At 59.9% G+C, this 25,011-nt stretch carries 21 protein-coding genes; 12 read left to right on the top strand and 9 right to left on the bottom strand.

The window, feature by feature from the left end; translation table 11 throughout:
- Positions 1–733 precede the first annotated feature (733 nt).
- Positions 734–1,351, bottom strand: a complete 618-nt coding sequence (locus ABMA59_RS27865) for a TetR/AcrR family transcriptional regulator (protein ID WP_349008634.1) — start codon at positions 1,349–1,351, stop codon at positions 734–736.
- A 116-nt stretch (positions 1,352–1,467) separates the two neighbouring features.
- Between ABMA59_RS27865 and ABMA59_RS27870 the strand changes: the two genes are divergently transcribed.
- Together ABMA59_RS27870 and ABMA59_RS27875 are read left to right on the top strand one after the other, a co-directional pair.
- Positions 1,468–1,899 carry an NmrA family NAD(P)-binding protein gene (locus tag ABMA59_RS27870; protein WP_349008635.1) on the top strand — a complete coding sequence of 144 codons (432 nt, stop codon included), beginning with the start codon at positions 1,468–1,470 and terminating at the stop codon, positions 1,897–1,899.
- A 5-nt stretch (positions 1,900–1,904) separates the two neighbouring features.
- Positions 1,905–2,375: an NmrA family NAD(P)-binding protein gene (locus tag ABMA59_RS27875; protein ID WP_349008657.1), complete on the top strand. Its 471-nt coding sequence runs from the start codon at positions 1,905–1,907 to the stop codon at positions 2,373–2,375.
- A gap of 318 nt (positions 2,376–2,693) precedes the next feature.
- Here ABMA59_RS27875 and ABMA59_RS27880 read toward each other — a convergent pair whose 3' ends face one another.
- Positions 2,694–4,922, bottom strand: coding sequence for a calcium-binding protein (locus ABMA59_RS27880; RefSeq protein WP_349008636.1), 2,229 nt, complete (start codon positions 4,920–4,922; stop codon positions 2,694–2,696).
- A 234-nt stretch (positions 4,923–5,156) separates the two neighbouring features.
- Between ABMA59_RS27880 and ABMA59_RS27885 the strand changes: the two genes are divergently transcribed.
- Positions 5,157–6,149, top strand: a complete 993-nt coding sequence (locus tag ABMA59_RS27885) for an AraC family transcriptional regulator (RefSeq protein WP_349008637.1) — start codon at positions 5,157–5,159, stop codon at positions 6,147–6,149.
- A gap of 51 nt (positions 6,150–6,200) precedes the next feature.
- Here ABMA59_RS27885 and ABMA59_RS27890 read toward each other — a convergent pair whose 3' ends face one another.
- Complete coding sequence (locus ABMA59_RS27890; RefSeq protein WP_349008638.1) at positions 6,201–7,163, bottom strand: LysR family transcriptional regulator; 963 nt, start codon at positions 7,161–7,163, stop codon at positions 6,201–6,203.
- Positions 7,164–7,263: 100 nt separating this feature from the next.
- On the opposite strand from ABMA59_RS27890, the gene ABMA59_RS27895 reads away from it, so the two are divergent.
- The 4 genes from ABMA59_RS27895 to ABMA59_RS27910 all read left to right on the top strand — a co-directional run bounded on the left by ABMA59_RS27895 (position 7,264) and on the right by ABMA59_RS27910 (position 12,614).
- Complete coding sequence (locus ABMA59_RS27895; RefSeq protein WP_349008639.1) at positions 7,264–7,857, top strand: YybH family protein; 594 nt, start codon at positions 7,264–7,266, stop codon at positions 7,855–7,857.
- A gap of 297 nt (positions 7,858–8,154) precedes the next feature.
- Positions 8,155–10,644: a calcium-binding protein gene (locus ABMA59_RS27900; RefSeq protein ID WP_349008640.1), complete on the top strand. Its 2,490-nt coding sequence runs from the start codon at positions 8,155–8,157 to the stop codon at positions 10,642–10,644.
- Between the two features lie 367 nt (positions 10,645–11,011).
- On the top strand, positions 11,012–11,950 hold the full coding sequence (locus ABMA59_RS27905) for an IS1595 family transposase (RefSeq protein WP_349008641.1): 939 nt from the start codon (positions 11,012–11,014) through the stop codon (positions 11,948–11,950).
- Positions 11,951–12,374: 424 nt separating this feature from the next.
- Positions 12,375–12,614 carry a YodC family protein gene (locus ABMA59_RS27910; protein WP_349008642.1) on the top strand — a complete coding sequence of 80 codons (240 nt, stop codon included), beginning with the start codon at positions 12,375–12,377 and terminating at the stop codon, positions 12,612–12,614.
- A gap of 18 nt (positions 12,615–12,632) precedes the next feature.
- Here ABMA59_RS27910 and ABMA59_RS27915 read toward each other — a convergent pair whose 3' ends face one another.
- Positions 12,633–12,785, bottom strand: a complete 153-nt coding sequence (locus ABMA59_RS27915) for a hypothetical protein (RefSeq protein WP_349008643.1) — start codon at positions 12,783–12,785, stop codon at positions 12,633–12,635.
- On the opposite strand from ABMA59_RS27915, the gene ABMA59_RS27920 reads away from it, so the two are divergent.
- The gene (locus tag ABMA59_RS27920) at positions 12,784–13,362 is read left to right on the top strand and encodes a hypothetical protein (protein WP_349008644.1); all 579 of its coding nucleotides are present in this window, start codon (positions 12,784–12,786) and stop codon (positions 13,360–13,362) included. The two genes, ABMA59_RS27915 and ABMA59_RS27920, sit on opposite strands and share 2 nt — an antisense overlap.
- A gap of 109 nt (positions 13,363–13,471) precedes the next feature.
- Here ABMA59_RS27920 and ABMA59_RS27925 read toward each other — a convergent pair whose 3' ends face one another.
- Both ABMA59_RS27925 and ABMA59_RS27930 read right to left on the bottom strand, forming a co-directional pair.
- Positions 13,472–13,813, bottom strand: coding sequence for a VOC family protein (locus ABMA59_RS27925; RefSeq protein WP_349008645.1), 342 nt, complete (start codon positions 13,811–13,813; stop codon positions 13,472–13,474).
- Positions 13,814–14,051: 238 nt separating this feature from the next.
- On the bottom strand, positions 14,052–16,316 hold the full coding sequence (locus ABMA59_RS27930; protein ID WP_349008646.1) for a calcium-binding protein: 2,265 nt from the start codon (positions 16,314–16,316) through the stop codon (positions 14,052–14,054).
- Positions 16,317–16,715: 399 nt separating this feature from the next.
- Here ABMA59_RS27930 and ABMA59_RS27935 point away from each other — a divergent pair, with 399 nt between their 5' ends.
- Entirely contained in the window at positions 16,716–17,735 is a 1,020-nt protein-coding gene (locus ABMA59_RS27935) for an AraC family transcriptional regulator (RefSeq protein WP_349008647.1), read from the top strand.
- A 232-nt stretch (positions 17,736–17,967) separates the two neighbouring features.
- Here the strand turns inward: ABMA59_RS27935 and ABMA59_RS27940 are convergent, their stop codons facing one another.
- The 3 genes from ABMA59_RS27940 to ABMA59_RS27950 form a co-directional block, all read right to left on the bottom strand.
- A complete protein-coding gene (locus ABMA59_RS27940) occupies positions 17,968–18,768 on the bottom strand; it encodes a class I SAM-dependent methyltransferase (protein ID WP_349008648.1) in 801 nt (266 codons plus the stop codon).
- 994 nt (positions 18,769–19,762) lie between these two features.
- Positions 19,763–20,362 (bottom strand): Nmad2 family putative nucleotide modification protein, encoded by a 600-nt coding sequence (locus ABMA59_RS27945; RefSeq protein WP_349008649.1) that lies wholly within the window; start codon positions 20,360–20,362, stop codon positions 19,763–19,765.
- Positions 20,363–20,366: 4 nt separating this feature from the next.
- Positions 20,367–20,798: a hypothetical protein gene (locus ABMA59_RS27950; RefSeq protein ID WP_349008650.1), complete on the bottom strand. Its 432-nt coding sequence runs from the start codon at positions 20,796–20,798 to the stop codon at positions 20,367–20,369.
- Positions 20,799–20,887: 89 nt separating this feature from the next.
- Here ABMA59_RS27950 and ABMA59_RS27955 point away from each other — a divergent pair, with 89 nt between their 5' ends.
- The 3 genes from ABMA59_RS27955 to ABMA59_RS27965 are packed head-to-tail and all read left to right on the top strand — an operon-like array spanning position 20,888 to position 24,530.
- Positions 20,888–22,471, top strand: coding sequence for a thymidylate synthase (locus ABMA59_RS27955; protein WP_349008651.1), 1,584 nt, complete (start codon positions 20,888–20,890; stop codon positions 22,469–22,471).
- Positions 22,468–23,412, top strand: coding sequence for a TylF/MycF/NovP-related O-methyltransferase (locus tag ABMA59_RS27960; protein WP_349008652.1), 945 nt, complete (start codon positions 22,468–22,470; stop codon positions 23,410–23,412). Before ABMA59_RS27955 ends, ABMA59_RS27960 begins: the two co-directional genes overlap by 4 nt.
- The gene (locus ABMA59_RS27965; RefSeq protein WP_349008653.1) at positions 23,409–24,530 is read left to right on the top strand and encodes a nucleotide kinase domain-containing protein; all 1,122 of its coding nucleotides are present in this window, start codon (positions 23,409–23,411) and stop codon (positions 24,528–24,530) included. Before ABMA59_RS27960 ends, ABMA59_RS27965 begins: the two co-directional genes overlap by 4 nt.
- Positions 24,531–25,011: the final 481 nt, after the last annotated feature.

Consider the following 25,011-nt stretch of genomic DNA (forward strand, 5'->3'; position numbering starts at 1 on the left):
ATCGGATGTGACGACAATGGAGGTTAGAGGGGGCGCGGAGGAGCCCAGAGAATGTTGGATTTCAGGTTTTCTCCCTCCGCCAGTCGACTCAACGACAACATTCTCCGCCCCGATAGGGGGCGCCCGAAACGGCGCAGAATTCCGGCTTTTTTCATCAAAGCTGTGAACTGCGCCATAGCGCGTAGTCGCGGATTTCGCTCTCTCTTCGCGGAAATTCTCCAAAGCTGGGGACTTGGCAGATTTAGTACCCAGGTTCTCGATGTAAGAAATTCAAGGCCTTAGCGATTATCTTGAGGCACCGCAGTTTGATTTACCTCTGGAGTGGCGAGGGCACCTGAAATCGAAACTTATCGCTTCATGTCAGTTGGTGCCGCATGTGATGCATGCGCCGACATGAGATCGCACACGCCTTACGACAGCTTTGCGCCCGATTCCAGACTTTCCCGCAGCCTTCACGAAATCCCGGAACCTGCCTGTCCGCCTTCTCGTGGAGCGGCGGCTATGGGGTGGAGGCTGTGTGAAAACGCTTCTCACGCCTAAGATCGTAAAATTCTGTTCTCAAAATCTGTTTCTGGCAGCCCCGGATTAGATCGATGTTCTAAGTCTAGGCTCCGTCAGGAACCACATTCTCGTACGGAAGGTCCAGGCTGAGTTTTCACACAGCCTCGGGTGGGAAGCGGACTTGCTGGTTTCCGGGCACAGAGTTCCAAAGGTGCCCTTCGCTGATACTTTACTACGCAGCACGCGGGCTACTGATCAAAACTAGCAGTACATGGTCGACCAGCTTGACCATGCGCTCGCGTGAAACCGAGGCGCCGGACGGCCCGGCATAGTGGGACAGCAGCGCAGCAATGGTGTCGCCGATAAGGTCGAGATCGACGCCGGGCGCAAGCGCATATCGTCCAGCTATCGCGGCCAGTTCGGCGCGGATGAACATGCCGAAACGATTGCTGAGAGTCTGATAGAGCTCGGGGTTAGAGCGCGCCATTTCCCGTGTAGCGGTCACGGCTTCGGGAAGGTCGTCACAGTTGCCCGCAATAGCTAGTAGCTTGAGCAGGTCGTCCCGTAGCGACGCGCCGTCATACTTCGGCGGCTCGATGGGATCAAGCGTGGCAACGGCATCGGCTACGAGGTCCGACTTCTGCGTCCAGCGCCGGTACAGGGTGGCTTTCGACGCACCGGCACGAGCCGCCACTTCCGTCATGGTCAGGGCGTCGTGGCCGACTTCCGCCAACAGCTCGAGCGTCGCCCGGATGATGGCATCATCGCGGCTCTTGTCCTGGTTCCGACCGCGCTCGGCGGTCGGCAAACGATGCTGATGTTGAATGGCTTGATCGATCATGACGCTCATATAAGTCATCAGAGAGCGAAACTCAATGGTATCGAAACCCTTGCGTTCCGTTTTCGGTGCCTCTACTTGGAGGTCAGCACGCGTCAAGAACGCGTAGCGCCAACAAGAGGTCTACCATGTCTTCCATTACCGATACCCGTCCTATCCTCGTCACCGGTGCCACCGGTAAGCAGGGCGGCGCCACCATCCGCGCACTGCTTCAAGCCGGTCGCCCCGTACGAGCCCTCACTCGCAATCCGGAGTCACCTGCAGCACAGGCCCTGGCTGACCAAGGTGTCGAAATTTTCAAAGGCGACATGAGCGACTCCGCTGCACTCGATGCCGCCTTGGCTGGCGCCGGCGGCTTGTTCTCGATGCAGATGGGATCCAGCCCGTTTGACCCCGAAACCGAGATCGTCACCGGCAAGGCGTTGATTGAGGCCGCCGGTCGGGCGGGCGTCGACACAGTTGTCCACACCTCCGTCGCTCGTGCGGGCGATCAGAAGAACTTCGTGGTTGGGATGAAGGGCGCTGGGAGCCACTGTACTGGGACAACAAGGCGGCTGTGATCGATATGGTCAAGACGCAAGGTTTCCCGCATTGGGTGATCCTCAAGCCTGCCATGATTATGGAGAACTTGGTTCCGCCGATGGTCTCCAACATGTATCCCTCGATTGCGGAACGTGGTCGGTTCGAGACCGCAATCGAAGCGGACACAGGCATGGACTGGATTGCGGCCAAAGACATCGGCGCTTTCGCCGCGGCCGCCTTTGCCGAACCGAAGCGATTCCACGGTCACGAGATTGACCTGGCTGCCGGAACCGTCACCCTGCCAGGACTGGCGGCCAAGATCACCGAGGCCACCGGTAAGACAGTCTCAGCCGTCACGTTGACGAAAGAAGAGGCGCTGGCGCAGCCCCATGGTGAGCTCGGGTACACGCACGAGACCTGGAATGGGAATCGGCGCCGAACTTTGACCCCCGTATGCAGGCCGCATAGAGCTTTGATTTGCCTGTCTGAATCAAAAAAACGGTCGGGTTCATAATCGGCGCCGATGGTGACCCCAAAGCTAGGACGAATTCATTAGCAAAGTCATGCACTTGTGGCCTTTCAGACTGGGGTCAAAGTTCGGTGCTGATTCACACCAAGTTCCGCCAATTCCCGATCGGACAGGCGATCCATCTGCTCGATCGCTCTCAGATACCTCCGCCAGGCCCGGAAGTTTTCTCGCCATGTTTGGCAGTGACGAATGATCATCATTGGTGTTGCCTTTCGCAATCTCCCAAACGGGCAACGCTCGGCGAGGGTGTCGCCGAGCGTTGCTGTCGTCAGGCCGCGGGTTGGAGCGGGCAGCCGGACGGGCTCAGGTGAGGAATAGGAAATCTGCCGCCGACAGCAGCGCCGTGTGGCCGACCAGCACTATCGACATCTCCGCCGCTGCGTCGGCGTCGACGTTGAAGTCGAGCACGAGGTTGCCGCCCGACACCGTCTGGTGGATCTCGCCGGCAACGAAAGCGCCGCCCGCGTCGAGCTTGAAAACATCGTCACCGCCGCCCGCTATGGCGTCGATCAGGCTGACGTTGATCCTGTCGCCCGCGGCAAAGTCGGTGATCTGGTCCGCCTTGGCAGCACCGATGCCCGAATCCGCCAGCGTCAAGAATACGAAGTCATCCTTGCCCGCGCCGCCGGCCATCTTGTCGAAGCCGAGGCCGCCGATGAGATCGTCATTGCCGTCACCGCCAATCAGCTTGTCGTCGCCGGCAAACCCAAACAGATCGTCGTTGGCGCCGAGACCGCGCAGGGTATTGGCCCCGGCATTGCCAAAGACCGTCTGGGCGAAGTCGTTGCCGGTCAGGTCGATCGGCACGGTGCCGGCATTGGCGGTGGTGCGCAGCGTCTCGACCTGCGCGGCGGCATCGAGCGCATAGCTGGCGGAGGCGGCGACGATGTCGGTGCCCTGGCCCGCGCCCTCGACGATTACGACCTTGGCGTTGTCGACGAAGTAGATGTCGTCGCCGCCAAGCCCCTGGAGCGTATCCGCGCCGCCGCCGCCCTTGATCACATTTGAGCCGGCGTTGCCAATAATGGTTTGGGCAAACTTATTGCCGGTCAAGTCGAATCCCGTAAGGCCGCTATTGGATGTAGTGCGCAGCGTCTCGACTTCCGCCCCGGCCGTCAGCACGTAGTTGACATTGGTGGCGACGGTATCGACGCCCTTGCCAGCGGCCTCGACGATAACGTCCTTGGCGTTGTCGACGAAGTAGGTGTCGTTGCCGGCGGCGCCCGCCATCCTGTCGGCTCCACCCTTGCCGTTCAGCTTGTCGGCGAAGCCGGTGCCGACCCAATCGTCAGCCGCGGCGGTGCCGACCAGATCCACCGCCGCAGTGCGCGGGTCGATGATCTGAGAGCGGATATCGGTGTTGGCACTTTGACCGACGGCGCTGTTGTCTTCCCAGGACACCATAACCCTACCGTCGGCCAACTCCGTCACCGAAGGAGCGCGCTGATCGAGCAGCGTCGTCGTGTTGATCACAAACTCGCCGCTCAAATCGCCGCCGGTCGATCCGCTGATGACCTTGCCGCGAATGTGCGAGAACGATCCGTCGGTCTCCAGCGCGCTGCCCTGGTCCTGCCAGGCAACAACAATGTTGCCGTCGGCGAGGCCGATTATCGATACGCTGCCTTCGTTCACGTTGGAGTCGCCGTCGACGAGCACGTCGTTGAACTGGGGCACGCCGGTGGCGCTGAAGATGCGCAGGCGCACGTCCGTGTCATTGGCGTCGAAGACGTGAGTCCACGCCACGGCGAAACCGCCGTTGGCGAGCGCCGTGACCGTCGGTGCGAACTGCCGGTCGAGCGTGGTCTTGTTGACGACGAACTCGTCGCCGACCTCTGCGCCGTTGGCGTCGAACATCTGGCCGCGAATATGCGAGACGGAGCCGTCGGTCTCGCCGTCGCCGCCGGTGCCGGCGTCTTCCCACACTGTGACGAAGCCGCCGCCGGCCAGTCCGACCGTCGAGGACGTGCCCTCGAAGCCGAGGCTGCCGTCAATGGCAAATTCATTGGCGCGCTCCGAGCCGTCGGCGTTGAAGATGCGTCCATGCACGTCGATGTCGCCGCCGCCGGAGTCGGTGCTCCAGGATGCAACAAAGCCGCCATCGGCGAGCGCGCTGATCGACATATCGTCCTGACCGAGGGCAGTCTGCTCGTTCAGAAAGAATTCGCCGCCGACCTTGCTGCCGTTGGTGTCGAGAACCTGGGCCTTCACGCTAGCGCTCGAACCGTCGCCGCCGTCGTCGGCACTGGGATGGTCCCAGGCGACGACATAGCCGCCATTGCTCAACGCCGTCACGGTCGGACTACGCGCATCCGACAGCTCATTTGTGTTGATGATGAACTCCGAGCCAATCCTTGCGCCGGTGGCGTCAAAGTGCTGTGCTCGCACGGTCGTGTTGCCCGTTAGATCGGTCTCGTCTTCCCAGACGACAACGAACGTGCCGTTTGCCAGCGCGGCAACGCTCGAATGGCTCTGGAAGCCCGCGGTCGTCGTGTTGACGACGAATTCCGGGCCGAAGAAGCTTGGGATTGCCATTTCAGTAACTCCTGGTTGATCAGATTGCGAACCGGCGGTTCGATGGCGGCAGGAGATACAGACCCCGGCGTTCGGCTTCTTGGACGCAAGCGAAGGAAAGATAGGACTGGAACGAAAGCCGGTCCGGCGCCGGCGACCGCTACCCGTGAGATGAAATAGTGCTGAAACGAAATCGTCGCACGCGCGATATCGTCCTGTAACGCGGCCGCTGCATACCGCCGGCGGAGCAAGCCGATGCAGACCGCCGCCGCAGTCCCCGTGAACCGCTTCTCAATCGCCGACTGGCCCGAAAAGGACCGGCTGGGGATGCTCCACGACGTTTATACGGGTGCGCTGCTGGAGTGCGATATTGCTCCGGCCGACGGGGAACTCGCCGAATTCACGGCAACCGCGCGGGCGATGCCAGGGCTCGACATCCTATCGGTCGCCAGCTCCGGTCTTCGCGTCCGCCGCTCCAAGACGCAAATCGATCCCGAGCATATATATCTCAACATCAATCTGGCGGGCAGCAGACACGTCTCGCAGCAGGGCCGCGAGGCGGTCTCATCCGAAGGCGAGGCGATGTTCATCGCCGGCGGCGCCGCTGTCGAAATGACCATCGCGCCAGGCTCGCGTTTCATGACGCTGAAGATGGAAGTCAAGGCGATCGAGCCGCTGGTGCCCGACTATGGTGACCGCCTGATCCAACCGATTCCAAGTAAGAGCGAGGCGCTGCAATTGCTCTCAGGCTATCTCGGGACGCTGGACAAGATAGAGATGCTTGCCACGCCCAATCTGCAACGCGTCGTGGCGACCCAAGTCCACGACCTCGCCGCGCTGACGCTCGGTGCGGTCCGCGACGGCGCCGATCAGGCGCGTGAACGCGGCGCGCGAGCGGCAAGGCTCCAGGCAATCATGGCGGACGTTGCCGCCAATCTCGACGGCGACGTGTCGGTCGACGCCATCGCCCGGCGCCACCACGTCACGCCACGCTCGGTGCAGTTGGCGTTCGAGGCGGAGGGGACGACCTTCACCGATTTCGTGCTCGGCCAGAGGCTTGCCCGCGCCCGCCGGATGCTGTGCGATCCGCTGCGCGACGGACAGAAGATCAGCACAATCGCCTTCGATGCGGGGTTCGGCGACCTGTCCTATTTCAACAGGGTGTTTCGCCGCCGCTTCGATGCTACGCCGTCGGAGGTGCGCGCTACTGCCGTTTTGAGTAGCAGGCAGCTGAAACCAACTTATTGAAGGTTTTTGGTGGGGGTGCGTCGGATACAGCGAGACTCCCCAGAGAGAACTTCAACCGAGGGTATCTGAATCAGTGGCGGGTGCCGGAGCGAGCAGCCCGACCAGCCATTCGATGCCCGGATCCCGCATTGCAACCTGCTGCGTGACGATATTCAGCGTAAACGTTCCGAGCGGCAGCGGCGGTTCGATCGCCACCACGCCGAAGCGGGCGGCGTGCATTTCAACGAAGCGCCTCGGCAGTGCCGATATCAAATCGGTGCCTGCCAGCACGGCAAGCGCGAACATGAAATTCGGAACCGTCAAAGCGACACGTCGCGAGAGCCCTTGCCCCGACAGGATGTTGTCGACGAAGCCGTGCGGGTCGCCAGTTTGCGAAACCACCAGGTGCTGCATGGCGCAGTAGTTGGACAGGCTGGGATCAGTCGCGAAGGGGTGCCCGGCGCGAGCAGCCACGACGAAATCTTCCTGGTAGAGCGGGCGGCGAGCGAAGCGGGCCGGAAACTCATCATTGGGAACGATCGCCACATCCATCACGCGCGCCTCAAGATCGGCCAACGCATCCTTCCAGGCGATAACGGGTGATGTCTCGCCTTGCCGAGGCAGCAACTGCCGAATACCGATGGCGATGCCCGGCGCTGCGCGCGACAACTTTTCCATCAGCGGCGGCAGGAAGACGGCCGACACACCGTCAGGCGATCCGATCGTGAAGCGTCGTGTCGAGGTCGCTGGCTCGAACGGCTGTGCGGTGGCGACGACACTTCTGACACGTGACAGGATATCCGCAACCGTATCGCCAAGCTCTTCCGCGCGCTGGGTCGGGACGACACCCTTCGGGGTCTTCAGAAAAAGCGGGTCTGCCAGCAGCAGGCGCAGGCGGCCGAGACCATGGCTGACCGCCGATGCCGAGAGGTTGAGGCGCTCCGCCGCGCGACCGACATGGCGCTCCTCGAAGACGACGTCGAACAGCACCAGCAGATTGAGGTCGGCTCGCGATAGATCAATTTCGTGCAGCATATTGCTGAAATCATATCACTGGCATCACGACGATGGAAGTGGGAGGAGAGGCCGAGTTCGGCGCCACGTCGGCAACGACCTAACATGGATGGAGTTTCCAATGTTCACGATCAGCCGCGCGCCGGCTCCAGCCGTCAAACCGAAACGAGGAAGAACAAACGGCATTTCGCGACGCGCAGTGATAGGGCTGGCGCTTGCCGCTCCTATCTCCGCCGGCGCAGTGCAGGCCTCGTCGGAAGGCGATGCCACACTTGCCGACATCATTCTGCGCACCGAGGAGCAGGCGGCGGCCTTCATGGCGGGCGATATGACGCGGTGGGCAGCGCTGATAAAGCTCTCCCATGATTTTACGCTGATGCAGCCTTTCGGTGGGCCGGCCAGCTTCGGCTTCGACGACAGCCCAGAGCACCTCGCCGAGCTTGCTGCCTACTTCCGCAACGGCGGTGGCGAGTTGGAGGTGATCCAATCCTACGTGACCGGCGACATGATCGTGCTGGTGATGGTCGAACGGCAATACGGGGAAGTCGGAGGTCTGCCAAATCAGGAATGGTCGTTGCGGGTTACTCAAGTCTACCGCCGCAACGGACAGGAATGGCAACTGGCGCATCGCCATGCGGACCCGCTGGTCAAAAACATTGGCCTCGAAAGAACTGCAGCGCTGGCGCGCCGTGAACAAGCCGTCTCGTGTCCTTGACGAAACAATCTGAGCGCTGCGGGATACGGTGCATCCGTCGCCGATGCGGCCTTGCGACAAAGAGAGGTCGCAACGCGCGAGACTGTTTCACCAAACATACGATTAAGGCCACGGCGATGCGCGCTTGCCCTAGTCACCGTTGACCACGACTTCGGGCCTAAGTCGCACGACCTATAGCCACCCCCGTCCAACTGGATTTTGCCGCCGTTCGAAGTGCCGGACGGCGAACCCTGCCGCATGCCGGCAGCAACCCGCCGCGCATCGCGGCAGATCAACTTCTTAAAAGGAATGACTATCATGACTGTAGTAAATGGCGACGGAAACGGAAACGTTCTCAAGGGGTCGGACTTCGCCGACATCATCAATGGCTTTGGCGGGAACGATGTTCTGCACGGGCTTGGCGGCGGCGACTTTCTCGACGGCAGCAGCGGCTTCGACTTCGTCGACTACAGTGCCTCGACGGCGGCGGTTTTCATCGACCGGGCCAATAACACTGCAACCGGCGGCGATGCCGAAGGCGACGTCTTATTGTCGATTGAGAACTTCGTCGGATCCAGCTTCGACGACGGAATCTTGGGTGACAGCGGCGGCAATGCCATCATTGGTGGTGCCGGTGATGACTTTCTTCTCGGCAATGGTGGCAACGACGTGCTCATTGGCGGCGCCGGTGCGGACAACATGTCCGGCGGAGAAGGCATCGATATCGCAAGTTATGAAGACGCGACGGTCGGGGTTATCATCAACCTGCTGAACGGGACTATCGGCGGAGGCAATGCCAATGGCGACATCCTGAGCGGGTTCGAGAGCCTCAGGGGATCGTCCTTCGGAGACACGCTCACCGGCGACAACACCGAAAATGGCTTCCAGGGCGGCAATGGCGACGACATCCTGTCGGGTCTGGGCGGCAAAGATACGATTGATGGCGGCGCGGGTATCGACACCCTGTCCGGTGGCGATCAGGACGACGTCCTGATAGGTGGTGCCGGTGCGGACATCCTGAATGGCGACGCAGGATTTGACGCCGCCGACTATTCCACCTCGGGTTCGTCCGTGTTCATCGATCTTGCCAACTCGGTAGGAGAAGGTGGTGACGCCCAGGGCGACACATATACCTCCATCGAAAAGATCATCGGCTCCGCTTTCGACGACGGCTTTCTCGGGACGGATGCGAGCGAGCAATTTTTCGGAGGCGCCGGCACAGACACGATCTTCGGCGGTGGCGCTGCGGATCATCTGGACGGCGGAGCGGATTCCGACATCCTCTTCGGCGGCGAAGGAGCCGATATCCTCGTCGGCGGCGCATCCGGCGACGCGATTGATGGCGGCGCCGGCGTCGATACCGCGACCTACATCGACTCCGAGGTCGGCGTTAACATCGTCCTGGCGTTCGCCATCGCCCAAGGTGGTGATGCGGCTGGGGACAGCTTTGTCGATGTCGAAAATCTCGACGGATCGAACTTCGCTGACACGATCACCGGCGACCTCGGCGACAATCGCCTGCGCGGCCTGAACGGTGGCGACGAACTCGGCGGCCTGGGCGGGAACGATCGGCTGGAGGGCGGCCTTGGCGATGACGCGTTGTCCGGCGACGGCGACAACGACGTCCTGATCGGGGGCGCTGGCGCCGACCGCCTGGACGGCGGCGAGGGCATCGACATCGCCGATTATTCAGCCTCGTCGGCAGCCATCATTCTCTCGCTATCATCCGACTCGACAACCACCTTGCGCGCCAACGCAGCCGGCGCGGTGGGCGCCAGTGGCGGCGACGCGGAAGGCGACGTTCTCGATGATATCGAACAGGTGATCGGCAGTGCTTTCAGCGACGACATCGAGGGCGATGTCGTCGCAAATAAACTGCTCGGCGGCGACGGAGGCGACCTCCTCAAAGGCGGTGGTGGCGGTGACACACTGGACGGCGGAGCTGGCAGTGACATTCTGGTGGGAGGCTCCGGCAACGACCTCTACATCGTGACGCGCACCGACAATATCAGCGAGGTCGTCGGCGAGGGCACGGCCGATCGCGCTGCGGCCACCGAAAGCTTCACCCTGGGCGATAGCGACAATATCGAGATCCTTTCGACGACCGACACGAAGGGCTTTTCCGACATCAACCTAACCGGCAACAAGCTCACGCAGGAAATCCTTGGCAACGCCGGTGACAATTTGCTGCACACCGGCGGCGGCGGCGCCGATGTCATGAAAGGTTTGGGCGGCAACGACATCTACCGCGTGTTCAACTCCGGCGACGTCGTCGTCGAAACCGCCGGCAACGGCAATGACGCGGTGATCGCTACGGTGGACTACAAGCTTGGCACGGGCGTTCATGTCGAGACGCTGCAAACTAACGGTTCGACCGGCACCTCGGCTATCGATCTCACCGGCAACGAATTCGGCCAGCAGATCACCGGCAATGCCGGCGCCAACCGCCTCGAAGGCAAGGGCGGGATCGACACGCTGCGCGGCGGTAGCGGGGCGGATACCTTCGTGTTTGCTTCGACGCTAGGGGCCGCCCATGTCGACAAGATCCTCGACTTCAGCGTGCCGGCCGACCGCATGCTGCTGTCCGACGCGATCTTCACCGCGCTCGACACCGGCACGCTGTCAGCGGCGGCGTTCCGCGCCAACAACACCGGCCTGGCGCAGGACGCTTCCGACCACATCATCTACGACCGCCACAGCGGAAAACTGTTTTACGACGCCGACGGCCTCGGCGGCTCGGCCGGGATCCACTTCGCCACACTGACCATCGGCCTGGCGTTGACCAACGCCGATTTCTCGGTGGCGTAGCATAGATGACGAACTCCCATCCGACGTTCGGGTGGGAGTTCGCATGCCGGGCTTCCACCACATCGGTCTTACGATTGTTTCTTGCGCCGCCCATCTTTCAAGGTCTGCAAATCGATCCGCCACCGTTCGTCTCAAGCCGTCCGCTAATGAGGACGAGCGCGAACTGTGAACAATCGTGTTCGGTGCCGATTCGCATTCGTCAGTGTCCAGCCCCTCGGCAATACCTATGCGCCAATGCCGCGAGCGGAAATGCAAGGTTGAAGTTTACGAAACGTTCGCCGCCCCAGGCCCTGACACAGAAGGGCAATTATCGGCTTGACGTACCACGGATTATTTCGTAGGATGGCTTCAAGTCAGAGGCAATCCTATGAAACTCACCGACCCGATCTACACCGACGAAAACAAGGCTCGCGAGCATCTGGAAAGCCTTCATTGGCCGCTCGGTCCTAATTGCCCGCATTGCGGCAATGCCGATCCGACGCGCATCACAAAGCTTATGGGCAAGTCCACCCGTCCGGGCGTTTACAAGTGCAAGGAATGCCGCAAGCCGTTCTCTGTGACGGTCGGCACCGTGATGGAGCGCAGCCATATCAAGATCAACGTCTGGCTTGCCGCTATGCATTTGATGACCGCCAGCAAGAAGGGCATGTCCGCTCACCAGATGCACCGTATGCTCGGCATCACCTACGAAAGCGCTTGGTTCCTTTGCCACCGCCTTCGTGAAGCCATGCGCGACGATAGCCACAAGGCGACAGGCGGTCTTGGCGGCGCGAACAAAGTTGTCGAGGCGGACGAAAGCTTCGTCGGCGGCAAGGCTAAGAACCGCGCCTATCGTAAGCCCGCTCCGAAGAAAGCCGTTCTGTCGCTTATCGAGCGCAGCGGACACGTCGCTTCATTCCATGTCGCCAACGTAACCGCCACCGAACTCCGCCCGATCATCGTGAAGAACGCCAGCCGCGCCAGCATGTTGATGACCGACGAAGCCACCGTCTATCCGAAGATCGGCAAAGAGTTCGCCAACCACGGCACCGTCAACCATTCGGCGGAAGAATATGCTCGCCTCGGCGGCTTCATCCACATCAACACCGCCGAGAACTTTTTCAGCATCCTTAAGCGCGGCATCAACGGCGTGTATCACCAAGTCAGCGAGGCGCATCTGCACCGCTACCTCGCCGAGTTCGATTTCCGCTATAACAATCGCATCGGCCTTGGCATCGACGACACCGCCCGCGCCGAAAAGGCCATCAAGGGCATGGTCGGCAAGCGCCTCACCTATCGGCGGACTAACGAAGCCGGTCACGCTTAAGCAAAAGGCTAGGAAGCTTGCGCGCCTTAGGCGTCGAAAACCGAAGTGACTGGGCGAACGCATTCGGTGCGGAATTTATGTTCCGTACCGTTTGATTCTGCGCACACGACCTTGAACGCCTCGTAGTCCACGACAAGCAGGACAGGACCGCCGCTATTTAGCATAACTCGGTCCCCAATCTGCACTTTGGAGGCGGCACTAAATATAGCGGTGTTCCTGTTATCTTCCACAGGTTTCCCCATATCTGGTGTCTCCATCGACTCTTTACGGTCTTCCTGATATTACAGACGTAGATGCGGGAGCGAAGCCTATCACAACTCGCTCCCGCCACCGTCCGCGACCTAACCGGGTGAGCCGTCGCGAAGCGGTAATTGGGTATTCATCGGCATCGGCTCTGCCACGTTCAAACAAAAGGAACATGGTAATGGACCAAGATACATTCGCCGCAGGACAGGTTGTCCAACTCAAATCCGGCGGCCCGTTGATGACCGTGGAAATGGTCGGCGAAAGATATGGCGACCCTCACGTGTGGTGCGTGTGGTTCGACAAGATGAAGAAGTTCAACGACACGTTTCGACCGGAAGCGCTCAAACTGGTTCCTGCGAAGGCACCACCACCCGCTTTCGCCAACGTTGGATACGCTTCCGCCAAGGGACGTATTTGATCATACGCAGAGGCCCGCCTACTCGGCGGGCTTCTCTTTGTTCGGCTTCGACTCCGCCTTGCCTTTCGGCTTAACGTGGGGCTTTGGCGGCATCTTCAGCACCCGCCTTGCCAGTTCGTCGCGCCGTCGGTCGGATTCGGCCTGGTCTTCGTATTTGGGAGTTTCCGGCATGGCTCAATCTCCGAGTGAACCGATCGAAGAGATGTTCCAAAACCTCAGAACAGCGGTCGGAGAATGCATATTAGAGTGGGCCGTGGTGGAATTCCACCTCGCCTTGATGTTCCACACCCTTATCGGCGGCAACCCGCCCGTTAGTCATGGAGTGTTCGGAGCCATTCGCTCCTTCGAAGCCCGGCTTCAAATGCTCCATATGGCCGTGGTGAACAGCTACACCGACGAAGCGGACACGATCCGTACAGACTGGAAGCTGCTCTACAACTACTGCACCAGCATGTCTCAGCTTCGAAACCAAGTCGCGCACGCGACCGCCCTTAACGTTGATGGAAAGGAAGTGGTGCTGGAACCGTTCTTCAATCTCACCAAAGAGCGAGAGAAAATATCAACAGCAGAAATCAAAGATAGAAGCGTCAGATTTCGCGAGCTGGCGACAACGCTGTGGTGGATCACTGATCAGATGGAACGGCGCACAATGCCTCTTGGAGGATCTGCACGGCCAGTTCCTGATCTGCTCCTTCGGCTTCGAACTGAAGCCGCCCAGAGGCGTGCAAAACACGGACGCCCGCCTTGATCATCTCCGCCGTGATCTCAAATCCATCTTCGCAAAGTGCCGGCCTGTCGGATTGCATTAGTGCCTTCTAAAGTTTGGTACGTCAAGCCGATATGCGCCCACAGAAGGGTCAATGTTTGTGACGGGCCAGCACGATAAGGTTGCCATCCGGGTCTGACAAGCGGGTGATGACCGTATAATCCGCCTCTTCGATATCGCCAACATCGATCCCGGCGTGGGCGAGGCGTTTGCGCTCCTGCTGAAGGTCAGAAACAATAAGGGTGAGTGTTCCGCGCCCCGCTTTGTCTGGATTTTCGAACAGCTGGAATCCCGCCGTCTCTCCGAGATGCCATTCGCACAGGCCTTTCATGGGGCGGACGTCAGGCTCGCGATCGAATAAGGTGCGATACCATTCGGAACTAGTCTCTAGGTTGTAGCAGCTGAGATTGGCGAAGATCGCATTAATCGACATGGATGCTCCTGTCTGTTTGGAAACAATGACGCACCGAGCGAGGCATGGTTCCGGCCAACCTGGCTCAAGGAGCGGATGGCCGGCTCTTGGCCAGCCATCCTCAGGGTAGGCAACGGCGATCGCCACATTGGTACAATCCGGGGTCGCGAACCCGCTTAGCTAAGCAATATCGCGGGGAACCAAAGGTTTGGCGCGCGACAGACTATGCCGCGCGCCTTTCGTTTTTGCCCGAGAACGATCAGAGAATGAAATCGTTTGCTGAGATCAATGTGGTCTGGCCGATCAGAACTATCGACATTTCGGCTGTGGCGTCATCGTCGACGTTGAAGTCGAGCACCAAATTGCCTCCGGACAGGCTCTGATGAATCTCACCGGCGACAAACGCGCCGCCGGCATCGAGTTTGAAGGCGTTGTCGCCGCCGCCCACGATTGCGTCGATTTTGGAGATATCGATCTTGTCGCCTGTGGCAAAGTCGGTGATCTGATCGGCCTTGGCCGCGCCGATGCCCGACTCGTTGAGTGCCGCGAACAGGAACACATCCTTGCCTGCTCCGCCGCCCATCTTGTCGAAACCCAGCCCGCCCGACAGCTTGTCGTCTCCATCGCCGCCTAGCAGCTTGTCGTTGCCGGCAAGCCCCTGGACGAAGTCGTTGCCGCCAAGGCCGCGCAGCGTGTTGGCGCCAGCATTGCCGAGCACCGTCTGGGCAAACTCGTTGCCGGTAAGATCGATTGCAGCGGTGCCGGCGTTGGAGGTGGTGCGCAGCGTCTCAATTTCCGCACTTGCGGTGAGCACGTAGGTCACGCTGGAAGCAACTATGTCCTCACCCTGACCTACGGACTCATTGATGGTATCGCCAGCGTTGTCGACGAACAGCGTGTCATTGCCAGCATCGCCGATCAGATTGTCTGCACCCGCTTCACCCTTCAGTGTATCGTTGCCAAATCCACCCTCGAGCTGATTGTTTCCGGCATTGCCGGTGACGACATTGTCGAGGAAGTTGCCGAACAGGTTGATGGAGGCTGTGCCGGCGGCGTTGGTGGTCGACAGGTTTTCGACCTTGTCGAAATTGGACAGAACATAACTGACCGAGGCAAGAACGGTATCCGTTCCACCATTGTCGGCTTCGACAGTCTTATCCGCGGCGTTGTCGACGATGTAGGTGTCGTCGCCGGTCCCGCCGATCATTTTGTCGAGCCCTTTTCCGCCATCGAGCGTGTCGTTGCCGATGCCGCCATTCAGCGTATCGTTGCCGCCGAGGCCTTTGAGCGTATCGTTGCCGCCGTTGCCGACCATGATGTCGGTCAGGTCGTCGCCGGACAATGTCTCGTTCGTGCCGTCGCCGATGGTCTGGCGAATGACCGAGCCGACTTGTCCCGATATCGAGGTGCTGCCGTCCTGATCATGGCCGGTGCCCAGCGTCGCGATCTGGCCGCCGGCTAGCGCCGTCAGCGTCGTCTCGGTGATGTTCTCAAACGCTGAGAAAAGGTCCTGAGGGGCAAGGATCACCTTGCCGGTCGAGTCCAGGACGGTGAAGCGGCTCGTCTGAGAAGCCACGTCCGTCCACGACACCATGATGAAGCCGTTCGAAAGCTGGGTGATCGCCGCCTGCGACTGCGTTCCGCTGGTATCTCCGGCATTGGCAAGGATAAAGCCACTGCGGCTTGTGCCGTCCGCATTAAAGATCTTCACGCCGATATCGTCGGTGCCGCTTCCAAACGCGTTGTCGGTGTAGGCAACCGCAAAGCCGCCGTCGGCAAGTGCCGTCGCCGTCATATCTCTGCTGTTGCCTGTTCCGCCATCGATCGAAAGCTCGCCGCTCTTCGCGACACCGTTGGCGTCGAAGACCTTCATGAGCGTATCGCCTGCCCCGTTGGCGCCGACCCGTGTCCAGGTCGCAACGAAACCGCCCTTCGCAAGGGCAACGACGTCTGGCTCCTGATCGTTTGCAAAGCTGCCGGCAACGTTGATGTCGGCGACACGCACTGAGCCGTTGGCATTGTAGACAGTGGAATGAATATCGTTGTCGGTCGCCGAACCGTTGAAGCGGTTCTGGTAGGTCACGACGAAGCCGCCGTCGGCCAGGACCGCAACCTTGGAACTGCTGGTGTCGGCAAGGCCAGGGTTGACCACGAAGCCATCGCCAACCGGCTTGCCTGTCGCATCGACGAACTGCCCACGAATGACCGATGTCGGCCCGCTTGCGTCGGTATAGGTGACAATCGCGTTGCCGTTCTTGAGGGCGGCAACGTCGGTATCGAACGAACGGAACTGATCGAAGGTCGCGATTGCGAGGTTGATCACGGTCTCGTTGGCAACTTCCTTGCCGCCGGCGGTGAAGACGTGAGCCTCCATGACAACGCCGTCGCCGTCATTGTAGACGCTAATGAAATTGCCGTTCGCCAGGGTGGCCGACGAGGCGTCGTTGGCAACAAGCAACTGGTCGTCGAAGACGTCCAGGTCAGGGGTGTTGGTCACATAGTCGAAGGAAACGATCGCAGGCATAGTTCTCTCCATCGGGCGCAAGCGCCCATATGCCGAGTGTGGGACACCCGGGCTTGGGTTGTTTGTGGTGAACGGGTGTTGGACGATTGTGAGCGCCGTGTTTTCAAAACCCGAGCCGTCTCGTCCGACGGGGCGGAGGAATAGGACTGGCGTGTTTCCAAACAATGCTGCGATGCAGCATTTATTGTTTCAAATGTAAAATATTTCTATGTATAAATCAGGGATACGTAAATATGTTTACAGTCTAATTCGGACGCTGCTTTTTATCAGATCTTGTCCTCCGGTTCTTGGGCTATCGCGAAGGAGGTAGGGCTGGAGCGAACCTAATCCGGATTTTTTTGCGGACTTCGCGGTAAAAGTGCCCTATGGAAATCAGGCGGCAAGGTGCGGACGTCACGCGTGGCTTCACCAACCAACGGCTTCACATCCCTTCAATTTTCCACGGAGACGATCCCCATTCGGAATCGGCTGGACGATTGGCGCGAGCTCTACGGCCGCACCATGTTTCAGCTCGACATCGATCCGCTGCAGAAGGAAGGCTATCGGTCGGAAGCCAAACTAACCGCTCTGCCCGGCTTCGGCATTGCCGAAGTCGCGTGTTCCGGCGCGCATTATCGGCGCACGCGCGCTCTCATCGACAGCGACGATTTGTGTCTTTGGGTAAGCCTTGCGCAGGGCGGCGTCGCATCCCAGCGCGGACGCGAGGTCACCCTTGGCACAGGCGATGCAGTTCTGATGGCGACCGAGGACATAGGAGTGACCAGCATTCCGCCTGGCGCTCGGTCATTGGCCTTTCGCGTGCCCTATAAGGCGATTGCTTCCAAAGTCGCCGATCTTGACGCTGTGCTGTTTCGCCGTGTCCCGACGGACACAGGTGCTATGCAACTGCTCATGGCCTATAGCAATGTTCTGCGCGACCGCCACTCCCTCGACCAACCTGAACTGCAACAAACCCTCGTCACGCACCTTTCCGACCTCACGGTGCTGGCACTCGGCGCGACACGTGACGGGGAAGAGCAGGCGCGCGTTCGTGGCGTGCGGGCGGCGAGGCTGCGAGTGATCAAGGAGGACATCGCAGCCAATCTCGATGGCGACTTATCAATCGCCGCCGTCGCTGGACGCCATGCAGTGTCTCCGCGCTCGGTCCAGATAGTGTTCGAGGCGGAAGGGACGACATTCACGGATTATGTGCTGGGCCAGAAGCTTGCGCGCGCACACCGCATGCTCTGCGACCCGCGGCGGGCTCGTCAGAACATAAGCACCGTGGCTTTCGATGCCGGCTTCGGTGATCTGTCTTATTTCAACAAGGTGTTCCGCCGCCGCTTCGGCGCGGTGCCTTCGGAAATTCGCGAAGCGGCCGCTGTCAGGGATTGGCCCGCCCCTGACGCGCCAGGTACGCGTCGGCCCCACCGACAATGACTGGCAAACGACCGCGAAGGGACATTGAATGCGGTCATCAAGCCACGTTTCGTTTGCGCCACAGCGCCTTGCCCTCACCTCATCGTCCGATGTCATATTTGGGGCCAGATGCGGACGTGCAGCTTCCGACTTTCGCACGTAATAGCGGACGGGGCGGTCGTTGGCTTCGCTAGCGCCGCATCCGAGACGCGGCATGCTTATTCTACAGGCACCGTAAAATGAAGCCTATGCCTTACTCGACGGTCCCGCGGCAAGCCCATGCAACCGAAACGAACGAACGGGGACCATCGGGGCGACCTGCTTCGTAGGCATCACGAACGGCCGCATCTGCTTTGGCTCGCATCGCCGGATCCAGACCCGCTGCATACTTCCCTAGCGGCCCCTCCCCCGAAGTGATCGGACCCCAATAGTCATCGAACGAAGAATAATCCATCCGGATCAAAAGCTGGGTTTCCTCCACGTCGTGGAGTCCCTGGCTGATGAAGCTTTGCTTCATTTCATTCGGCTGGATCATGGGTTGGAAACAATACCGGCTTCGGAGTGCCCGTGCGTTCTCATCGATAACCGCGAGCGTGTCCAACATCATGCGCATAACCGGCATGCCGCCCAGATGGTCCCACACTGCTGCAGCCACAACGCCCCCTGGCCGGACGACCCGTCGCATCTCTCCGATCGCCTGACCTGCTTCGGGAACGAAATGCAAAACAAGCAGCGCTAGGGCTCGATCGAAGTATGCGTCGGGAAACGATAACGAGGTCGCGTCCCCCTGCTGAATGTGGATACGCGGGTCGGTATTAAGCCGGGTAGCCTCGTCGACGAAAACTGGCGAGAAATCTATTGCAGCAACTTCTTGAACGTTAGCCGCTTTCGGAAGCGCAAAGGTCAGGCTGCCCGTCCCACATCCAACGTCCAGAATCCGTTCGCCGTCAGACAATCCGGCGAAATTGATAAATAGCGGTGCCAGTTTTTTGCTCCACCGGCCCATCAACTGCTCATAGCCACCGGCTTTTCCGACATTGAATGTGGACGTCAAGGAAACCTCCAAGCGTATTGAGTGGGTCTTGGTCACGCAAAGATTATTGGAAGGGCGGTTTCTTAGATAGTAGCTCCCAACCCGAAGACGCCGCCACGAAAAATATCGAGGCGCGACAAACAAAGTGTCCGGTCATTTGTTACCAAGCTTGATCGACTGTCTCGCGACGCTGCCTTCATTGCCGGACCTATGCATTGCTCGTCGCCGAGCCTATGCCGACCCTTTCATGCTGCACCTCTTTGCGGCACTGGCCGAAAAGGAGCGACGTCTCATCTCGGAGCGCACTAAAGTCGCGCGCGCACCTGTCGCAAGATCACCGGAAGGAAAATCGACAAATTAACCAATTCGGCGCAGGCGGGCGCCAAGGGGTGGCGATGAAAGCGCTCATCCACTTGTCCCCCAAGCGCTTGACGGGATATGGCTCGCGCGAGACCCTGGGCAAGGACTGCCGCTACTCAACTTCGACGCTGCGACCGGGTGTCTGAACCGCCAGTCGTTCGCCGTCGGCGTCGAACGGCAGTTCTCGACGCAGCCCGGACTGTGGCTAATCGTGAAGGGAGACCGGGCGCAGGCTCAGGGAACCGGGGCAGTCCTGGTCGCGAGGACGGGAGCCAACGAATTTGCCCTAGTGTGAATCAGCACCGAAATTTGACCCCGTTCTGAACGCCAACAAGTACATGACTTGTCTGTTTAATTCGTCCTGCCGTTGGGGTCACCATCGGCGCCGATCGTGACCCCGCCGGTTTCCTGATTCCTACAGGCAAATCAAAGCCTTATGCGGCCGGCGCACGGGGGTCAAAGTTCGGTGCCGATTCACACACAGGGACGTGCAATTTCAGCGGGATCGCGGGCCAGATGCCGCTGAAGCTTGCTATCCGGCCACTCGACGAACAGCTTCGGCCACGAAGCGCAACCGTCCGCTTTCAGGACATTGTGCCGATGGCTCAGGCTGTGGTTGGGTCGATGATGTCGTCAGGTGGCAGGAGTTCGCAACTTACCACTTGTGCGCGTCGATCCAGTCGATTGGGTCTCCGACGCGTCCCGATTGGTTCAACGTTCCGACCCACGTAAGGAGCGGCGCGGCGTCGGCGTCGGTAAACTTTTTATACGACGGCTGCCCGATATGGAACTTCGCCAAGCCGGCGGGCATCTTCGGTGCTTGATCACCCCAATACACGAATTCAGTGCTCAGCAGCACACGATCCGTCGTCCCCGTATCCCGCTTTAGATTGGTCTCATTGACCACGGCACCGTGCTGGCTGTGGCGAGAATCTTCCTGTATCCACGCACCCGTCTTCTTGTTCCGGTGGTAGATGTTGTCGCCAAATCGCACCTTCATTCCGCCGTTGAGCACGGCCCGCTTAAGCGGGAAGCCCGTCCAGTACTCGTCAAAGGTCGTGTCTGATTCGACACGCATGAGGAAGACTGCATGGTCCGCCATCTTCCGCTCGGCTGAGCCAGTCCCAAGTACCCAGTCACCAAGCTTGGCATGTTTGCGTATGCCGGGCTTGCACGTCGCGAGCGAGCACACCCCGTAGAAGGGGTTCGGCGCGGAGCCGTGATCCCAGCGCACGACGTAGGAATAGAGGGTCATGGCCTCAGTGGCCTTTGTGGCGCGGCGTGGGTTTCTGCGGGAGGGGCTTGCCTCTGGGGTCGTCAAAGTGCCGCTCCCCCTTGATCACCGTTTCAATCTTGCCCTGATCAAGTGGCACCGCCCCGTCACCTTCGCGCGCCAGCCAGTCGGGCTCCCCCTTGACCGTCTCATCCAGCCACACGCCGATAATGCGCTTGCCCAGCCGCGTGGCCTCCGCCACCACCGCCGCGATATCGGCACTGCCGATAGTCTCGGGGCAGATCAAAATAACCACGATGTCACAGGCGGCCACGCGGGCCTTATATGGGCCGAGGTCCGTGTCGGTTTCTCCAACGAGCACACCGCTTGCAGCGAGCACGGCATTTTTTATTGTTGCAATGGCGCCGGGATGTTCAGGTACCGGACAGACGTAGACACGGGGCGGCTGCGTTGGCATGAATGCTCCTCGAATTCGATTCGAATATACCAGATATTGGTCGCCTACTACACGCCGTCTAGTCCTGCGCACACTTTCCGAGCGTCGCGATGCCTGTATACCGAAACATAAGTTTTGCTACCGCGCAGAGTTTTTCCGATCTGCTGTCAAATGGCGACCTGGTCGATGGCCGCGGCGATCCCACGAAAGAGCTCTTGAGCCGGGTCACCGTGCTGTCGCGGCCCGCGGAGCGGTACCTGTTCCTACCGGAGCGTGACGTTAGCCCGATCTTGCAGTTCGCGGAGACGATGTGGGTGCTAGCGGGCCGCAACGACGTCGAGTGGCTCGAACGCTACAGCCCTAAGGCGCCCCAGTACTCCGACGACGGACGGGTTTGGCGCGCGGGCTACGGGCCGAGGCTACGCAACTGGCCGGGCGGCGTTGATCAGTTGGGGCAGGCCCGGCGGCTTCTGATTGAGAGTCGGCAATCACGCCGTGCCGTCATAAGCCTCTTCGATCCGGCGATCGATTTTATTGAGAGCAAGGACATTCCCTGCAACAACTGGCTAAGCCTTATGGTGCGTGGCGACGTGCTTTCGATGAACGTTGCTGTGCGGAGCAACGACGCCTTGTGGGGCTTCTCGGGAATCAACGCGTTTGAATGGAGCGTGCTCCAGGAGTGCGTCGCGAATTGGGTAGGGGCTGCGGTCGGCCCGGTGACCTACCTCGCAAGCTCGTTCCATCTATATCAGCCCTTTTTTGACACCGCCGTGCAGATCGTTGAGCGCTTCGACGGCGTCACGGCATATGACCATGTGCGCAGTGCGCCGTTCTCCACGAGCTTTGAACAGTTCGACCAGCGGCTCTCGGATTGGTTTGCGGCGGAGGGACGACTGCGCGAAAACCCGGAGGAGCGCCGGTCTGTGGGGGATGCCTTCCTCGACAGCGGGCTTGACCTTGTGCGCCTCAAGTGGGGCGTTAAGAGCGGTTGGAGCGACGCGCGACTGCGCGCGGAACTTGAAGCACTTCCGGATGAAGACCACACTGCAGCCGCCTATCAGCATTTCGGGCGCCTACGGCCCGGGCTGCGCGATGGCATCCCGCAACAGGGGATAGCGGCGTTCTTTGCGGCGTGCCTGCAGGGTGGTGGTCTCGCCGATCGGTTTCGCGCCGCCATCAAGGCGCTCCATGCGACCAAAGATCGAGTATATGGCCGCGCTTGGAAAAAACGCGGCGAACGGATCAGTATCCTGCCGAATGTAGCCCGCAAGGTCGATCGGCTGGAGGAGTACGCGAGGGGAGTAAAAGGCCTCTCCGACGAGAGCGCGCTCGACACCGCAGTCGACTTTTACGTGTACACCTTGAAATACCGGCTGTGGCTCGCCGAGCGAGACGAGCCTGGCAAGCTCCTAGCATCAGGAGCGCCGACGCCGCTGAGTGACTTTGACGCAAACTTCGACGCACTCGTTGATCGCCTCAAACTCGACAACGCTGGCGATTCGAAAGCGCAGATCGCCTCGATCGCGCAGCTGTTTGAGGCGCTTTGGAAGGCAACCGAAAGCAGCAGCGAGCCACGTCCGCGGATATCGATTCTGGATGCGCTACTGAAAGAGGCCGAGGCGCTCTTGGCGACGCTGTTCATCACCCATCCACCGCTCGTCGTCCGCTTCATCGGGCAGGAGACCGCATCATGAAACCGGAAGACTTTTCAAAGCTCGTCTCACTTCTCAAAGAGGAGGTAGCGGCGCGTCCACGCGGGGCTCGTGTGGCACTTTCGGGCCGGACGTCCGTTGCGTTTGATCTTGAAGCAGTTGTGAACTCGCTAGGCCAAGAAGTGACGTATCTCGGCATTTTTGCCAATGACATCCGAGACAAGCCGATCAGCGCGCTTGCCGCGGCGAAGCCGGATATCGTGGTCATCGCGTCGGACGACGGTAAAGAGCTGCTGCTTGAGGCGGTGGCGGCGGTCGTCGAACCCACGGTTCGGCTCTTGATCGCGGGCAGTGGCCATTTCGCGTTCCGGGACGAACTGTTCGACCAGGTGAAGCGAGACTTGTTCATCCCGTCATTCGCTAACGGTTATCCCCATTCGCTCGTTCACATTTATCAGTGCTTGAAGTTTGCAGCCTCGCGGAAGCTGCAAGGCGTCGTGGCCGAGTTCGGTATGTTCAAGGGCGGCACGACGATGTTGATGTCGCGCTTCATCGAAGGGCTGGGCGCCCACTGGAAAGTCTACGGGTTCGACACTTTCAGTGGATTTCCCGACCCGCGCAGCGCGTTGGATTTGTATCATCATCCCGATTGCGTCTATCTGGACGAAGCAATGATCAAACGGGTTTTCGAAGGGCGCAACGTCGAGGTGGTCGTGGGCAACGTCGTCGAGACCGTCGATCGGCTGCGAACCGAGGATATCGTTTTGGCATTCGTAGACACCGACAACTTCACGTCGGCCAACGCCATTGTCTCCGTGATCGCGGATCGCGTCGTTGAAGGCGGTGCCATCGTCTTTGATCACTGGACCGGTCGTGATCGTCATTTGTTCACGATTGGGGAACGCATCGCCGCCAAGCGGCTTGCGGAGGATAAGCGCTACTTCAACCTGCACGATACCGGCGTGTTCTTGAGGATGCCATGACCAATTATACAACGCGACGTATCGCTCCCACGCCGCGTGAGGGCATCTACGAACTGTATTGGACGTTCGCGTCGCGGCGCCACGCGATGTTTGAAGCGCGCCTCTCCGGACGCGCGCAGCCGTGGACCGACGATCCGATTCTTAAGACGTATAAGTTCTGTAACGTCTTTCGCGCTGCCGACCGCGTTTCCCAGTACATGATCGCAAGCGTGGCATGCGATGGGGAGCGCTCTGCTGACGCAGATAGGCTTTTTCGCATCGTCGCTTTTCGTACGTTCAGCAAAATCGCGACTTGGCGCCGACTTCGAGAGACCTTGGGCGCGCCGCGGATCGAGCACCTGCGCGACGGCTCGTTCGAGCGCGCTCTCGATATGATCAAGGCCGAGCAGGGCGGCCTATATACCGGCGCGTTTATCCTTTGCGCCAATAAGGCCTTTGGATTCGACGAAAAGCATCGCAATCACGTGGCGCTATTTAAGCGCATGTTCGTTGAGGACGAACTCGCTGAAAGGCTCCTTCACGCCCCCTCGCTCAGGTCAGTCGTCGAACTCCTGCAATCCTACCCGCTGATGGGGCCGTTCATGGCCTATCAGACGGCCGTGGACCTCAACTACTCGGACCTTTTAAGCTTCAGCGAAAACGACTACACGCAGGCTGGACCCGGCGCCCTGCGAGGCATCAAAAAGGCGTTTCTCGATATTGGCGACTACTCGCCCCAGGACGTCATCTTGTGGATGACGGAGCAGCAGGAACGCGAGTTCGCACGTCTTGACCTTCCTTTCAACGGCCTCTTTGGCCGCCCTCTGCATGCGATCGATTGCCAGGGATTGTTCTGCGAGCTCGATAAGTATTGTCGCGAAGCCGCGCCGGAACTTCAAAGCGATCGTTCGCGCATCAAGGCGCGCTACACACCTTCAAGCGAGCCTGTCGCACTACAGTTTCCTATCAAGTGGCGGCTCAGACCGCAGGTGAGTATGATGCCAGCTGCGATGCCCGTTCGCGCCGCTCAGCTTGACCTCGAATTTGACGCAGTTCTTCAGAGGCCGCGCGAAAAGCGTATGGCTGGCCGTCCAACGAAGCAACAGACTGAAGCGATAAGGGACCTGTTTGCCGTCTAGCGTCGGGGGCTTCCATCGCGACGATCACGTTGCGATTGATCCTACCTTGCATTTCGTGGAGACGGCGTCGATAGCGCTGTTAATTGCGACGATGATACGTGAGGGCTTCCGACGCCGTTAGGATGACTCCCACAGAGTGCCGTTTACGACAATGCTCGTTACCGGTCGGGCCAGGGGAGTGCAGACGGAGTGCGTGGCACCCCTCTGCCATGGTGGTTTCGTCTTACGAAACACAGCTTGCCTTTCCGGCGGTTCACCGCACATCTTGCGCGAATGGCACGGCAGAGGTAAGCGCCCGGTCATGACCGCCTTCCGTAGTGGTGTTCGGATCGGCTAACGATCGGGCTCGGGATGCTGAAGATGGTGTCCATGAGTGGGGCTTAATGGACACGATCCCGTTGGACGGAATGATTGGCGGGGATCTTCGGGGCGAGACAGCGCCCGCACGCCGGCGCAAGTCCTATACCCTCGAAGAGAAGCA

The sequence above is a fragment of the Mesorhizobium yinganensis genome (genome assembly GCF_040081985.1).
Taxonomy (GTDB): Bacteria; Pseudomonadota; Alphaproteobacteria; order Rhizobiales; family Rhizobiaceae; genus Kumtagia; species Kumtagia yinganensis.

Coding starts and splice junctions, on each gene's coding strand:
- ABMA59_RS27965 (WP_349008653.1), top strand. CDS start 23,409: ATGACCAATTATACAACGCGACGTATCGCTCCCACGCCGCGTGAGGGC.
- ABMA59_RS27920 (WP_349008644.1), top strand. CDS start 12,784: ATGGCTCAATCTCCGAGTGAACCGATCGAAGAGATGTTCCAAAACCTC.
- ABMA59_RS27865 (WP_349008634.1), bottom strand. CDS start 1,351: ATGAGCGTCATGATCGATCAAGCCATTCAACATCAGCATCGTTTGCCG.
- ABMA59_RS27915 (WP_349008643.1), bottom strand. CDS start 12,785: ATGCCGGAAACTCCCAAATACGAAGACCAGGCCGAATCCGACCGACGG.
- ABMA59_RS27905 (WP_349008641.1), top strand. CDS start 11,012: ATGAAACTCACCGACCCGATCTACACCGACGAAAACAAGGCTCGCGAG.
- ABMA59_RS27925 (WP_349008645.1), bottom strand. CDS start 13,813: ATGTCGATTAATGCGATCTTCGCCAATCTCAGCTGCTACAACCTAGAG.
- ABMA59_RS27960 (WP_349008652.1), top strand. CDS start 22,468: ATGAAACCGGAAGACTTTTCAAAGCTCGTCTCACTTCTCAAAGAGGAG.
- ABMA59_RS27880 (WP_349008636.1), bottom strand. CDS start 4,922: ATGGCAATCCCAAGCTTCTTCGGCCCGGAATTCGTCGTCAACACGACG.
- ABMA59_RS27890 (WP_349008638.1), bottom strand. CDS start 7,163: ATGCTGCACGAAATTGATCTATCGCGAGCCGACCTCAATCTGCTGGTG.
- ABMA59_RS27955 (WP_349008651.1), top strand. CDS start 20,888: ATGCCTGTATACCGAAACATAAGTTTTGCTACCGCGCAGAGTTTTTCC.
- ABMA59_RS27870 (WP_349008635.1), top strand. CDS start 1,468: ATGTCTTCCATTACCGATACCCGTCCTATCCTCGTCACCGGTGCCACC.
- ABMA59_RS27950 (WP_349008650.1), bottom strand. CDS start 20,798: ATGCCAACGCAGCCGCCCCGTGTCTACGTCTGTCCGGTACCTGAACAT.
- ABMA59_RS27910 (WP_349008642.1), top strand. CDS start 12,375: ATGGACCAAGATACATTCGCCGCAGGACAGGTTGTCCAACTCAAATCC.
- ABMA59_RS27875 (WP_349008657.1), top strand. CDS start 1,905: ATGGTCAAGACGCAAGGTTTCCCGCATTGGGTGATCCTCAAGCCTGCC.
- ABMA59_RS27900 (WP_349008640.1), top strand. CDS start 8,155: ATGACTGTAGTAAATGGCGACGGAAACGGAAACGTTCTCAAGGGGTCG.
- ABMA59_RS27895 (WP_349008639.1), top strand. CDS start 7,264: ATGTTCACGATCAGCCGCGCGCCGGCTCCAGCCGTCAAACCGAAACGA.
- ABMA59_RS27945 (WP_349008649.1), bottom strand. CDS start 20,362: ATGACCCTCTATTCCTACGTCGTGCGCTGGGATCACGGCTCCGCGCCG.
- ABMA59_RS27885 (WP_349008637.1), top strand. CDS start 5,157: ATGCAGACCGCCGCCGCAGTCCCCGTGAACCGCTTCTCAATCGCCGAC.
- ABMA59_RS27930 (WP_349008646.1), bottom strand. CDS start 16,316: ATGCCTGCGATCGTTTCCTTCGACTATGTGACCAACACCCCTGACCTG.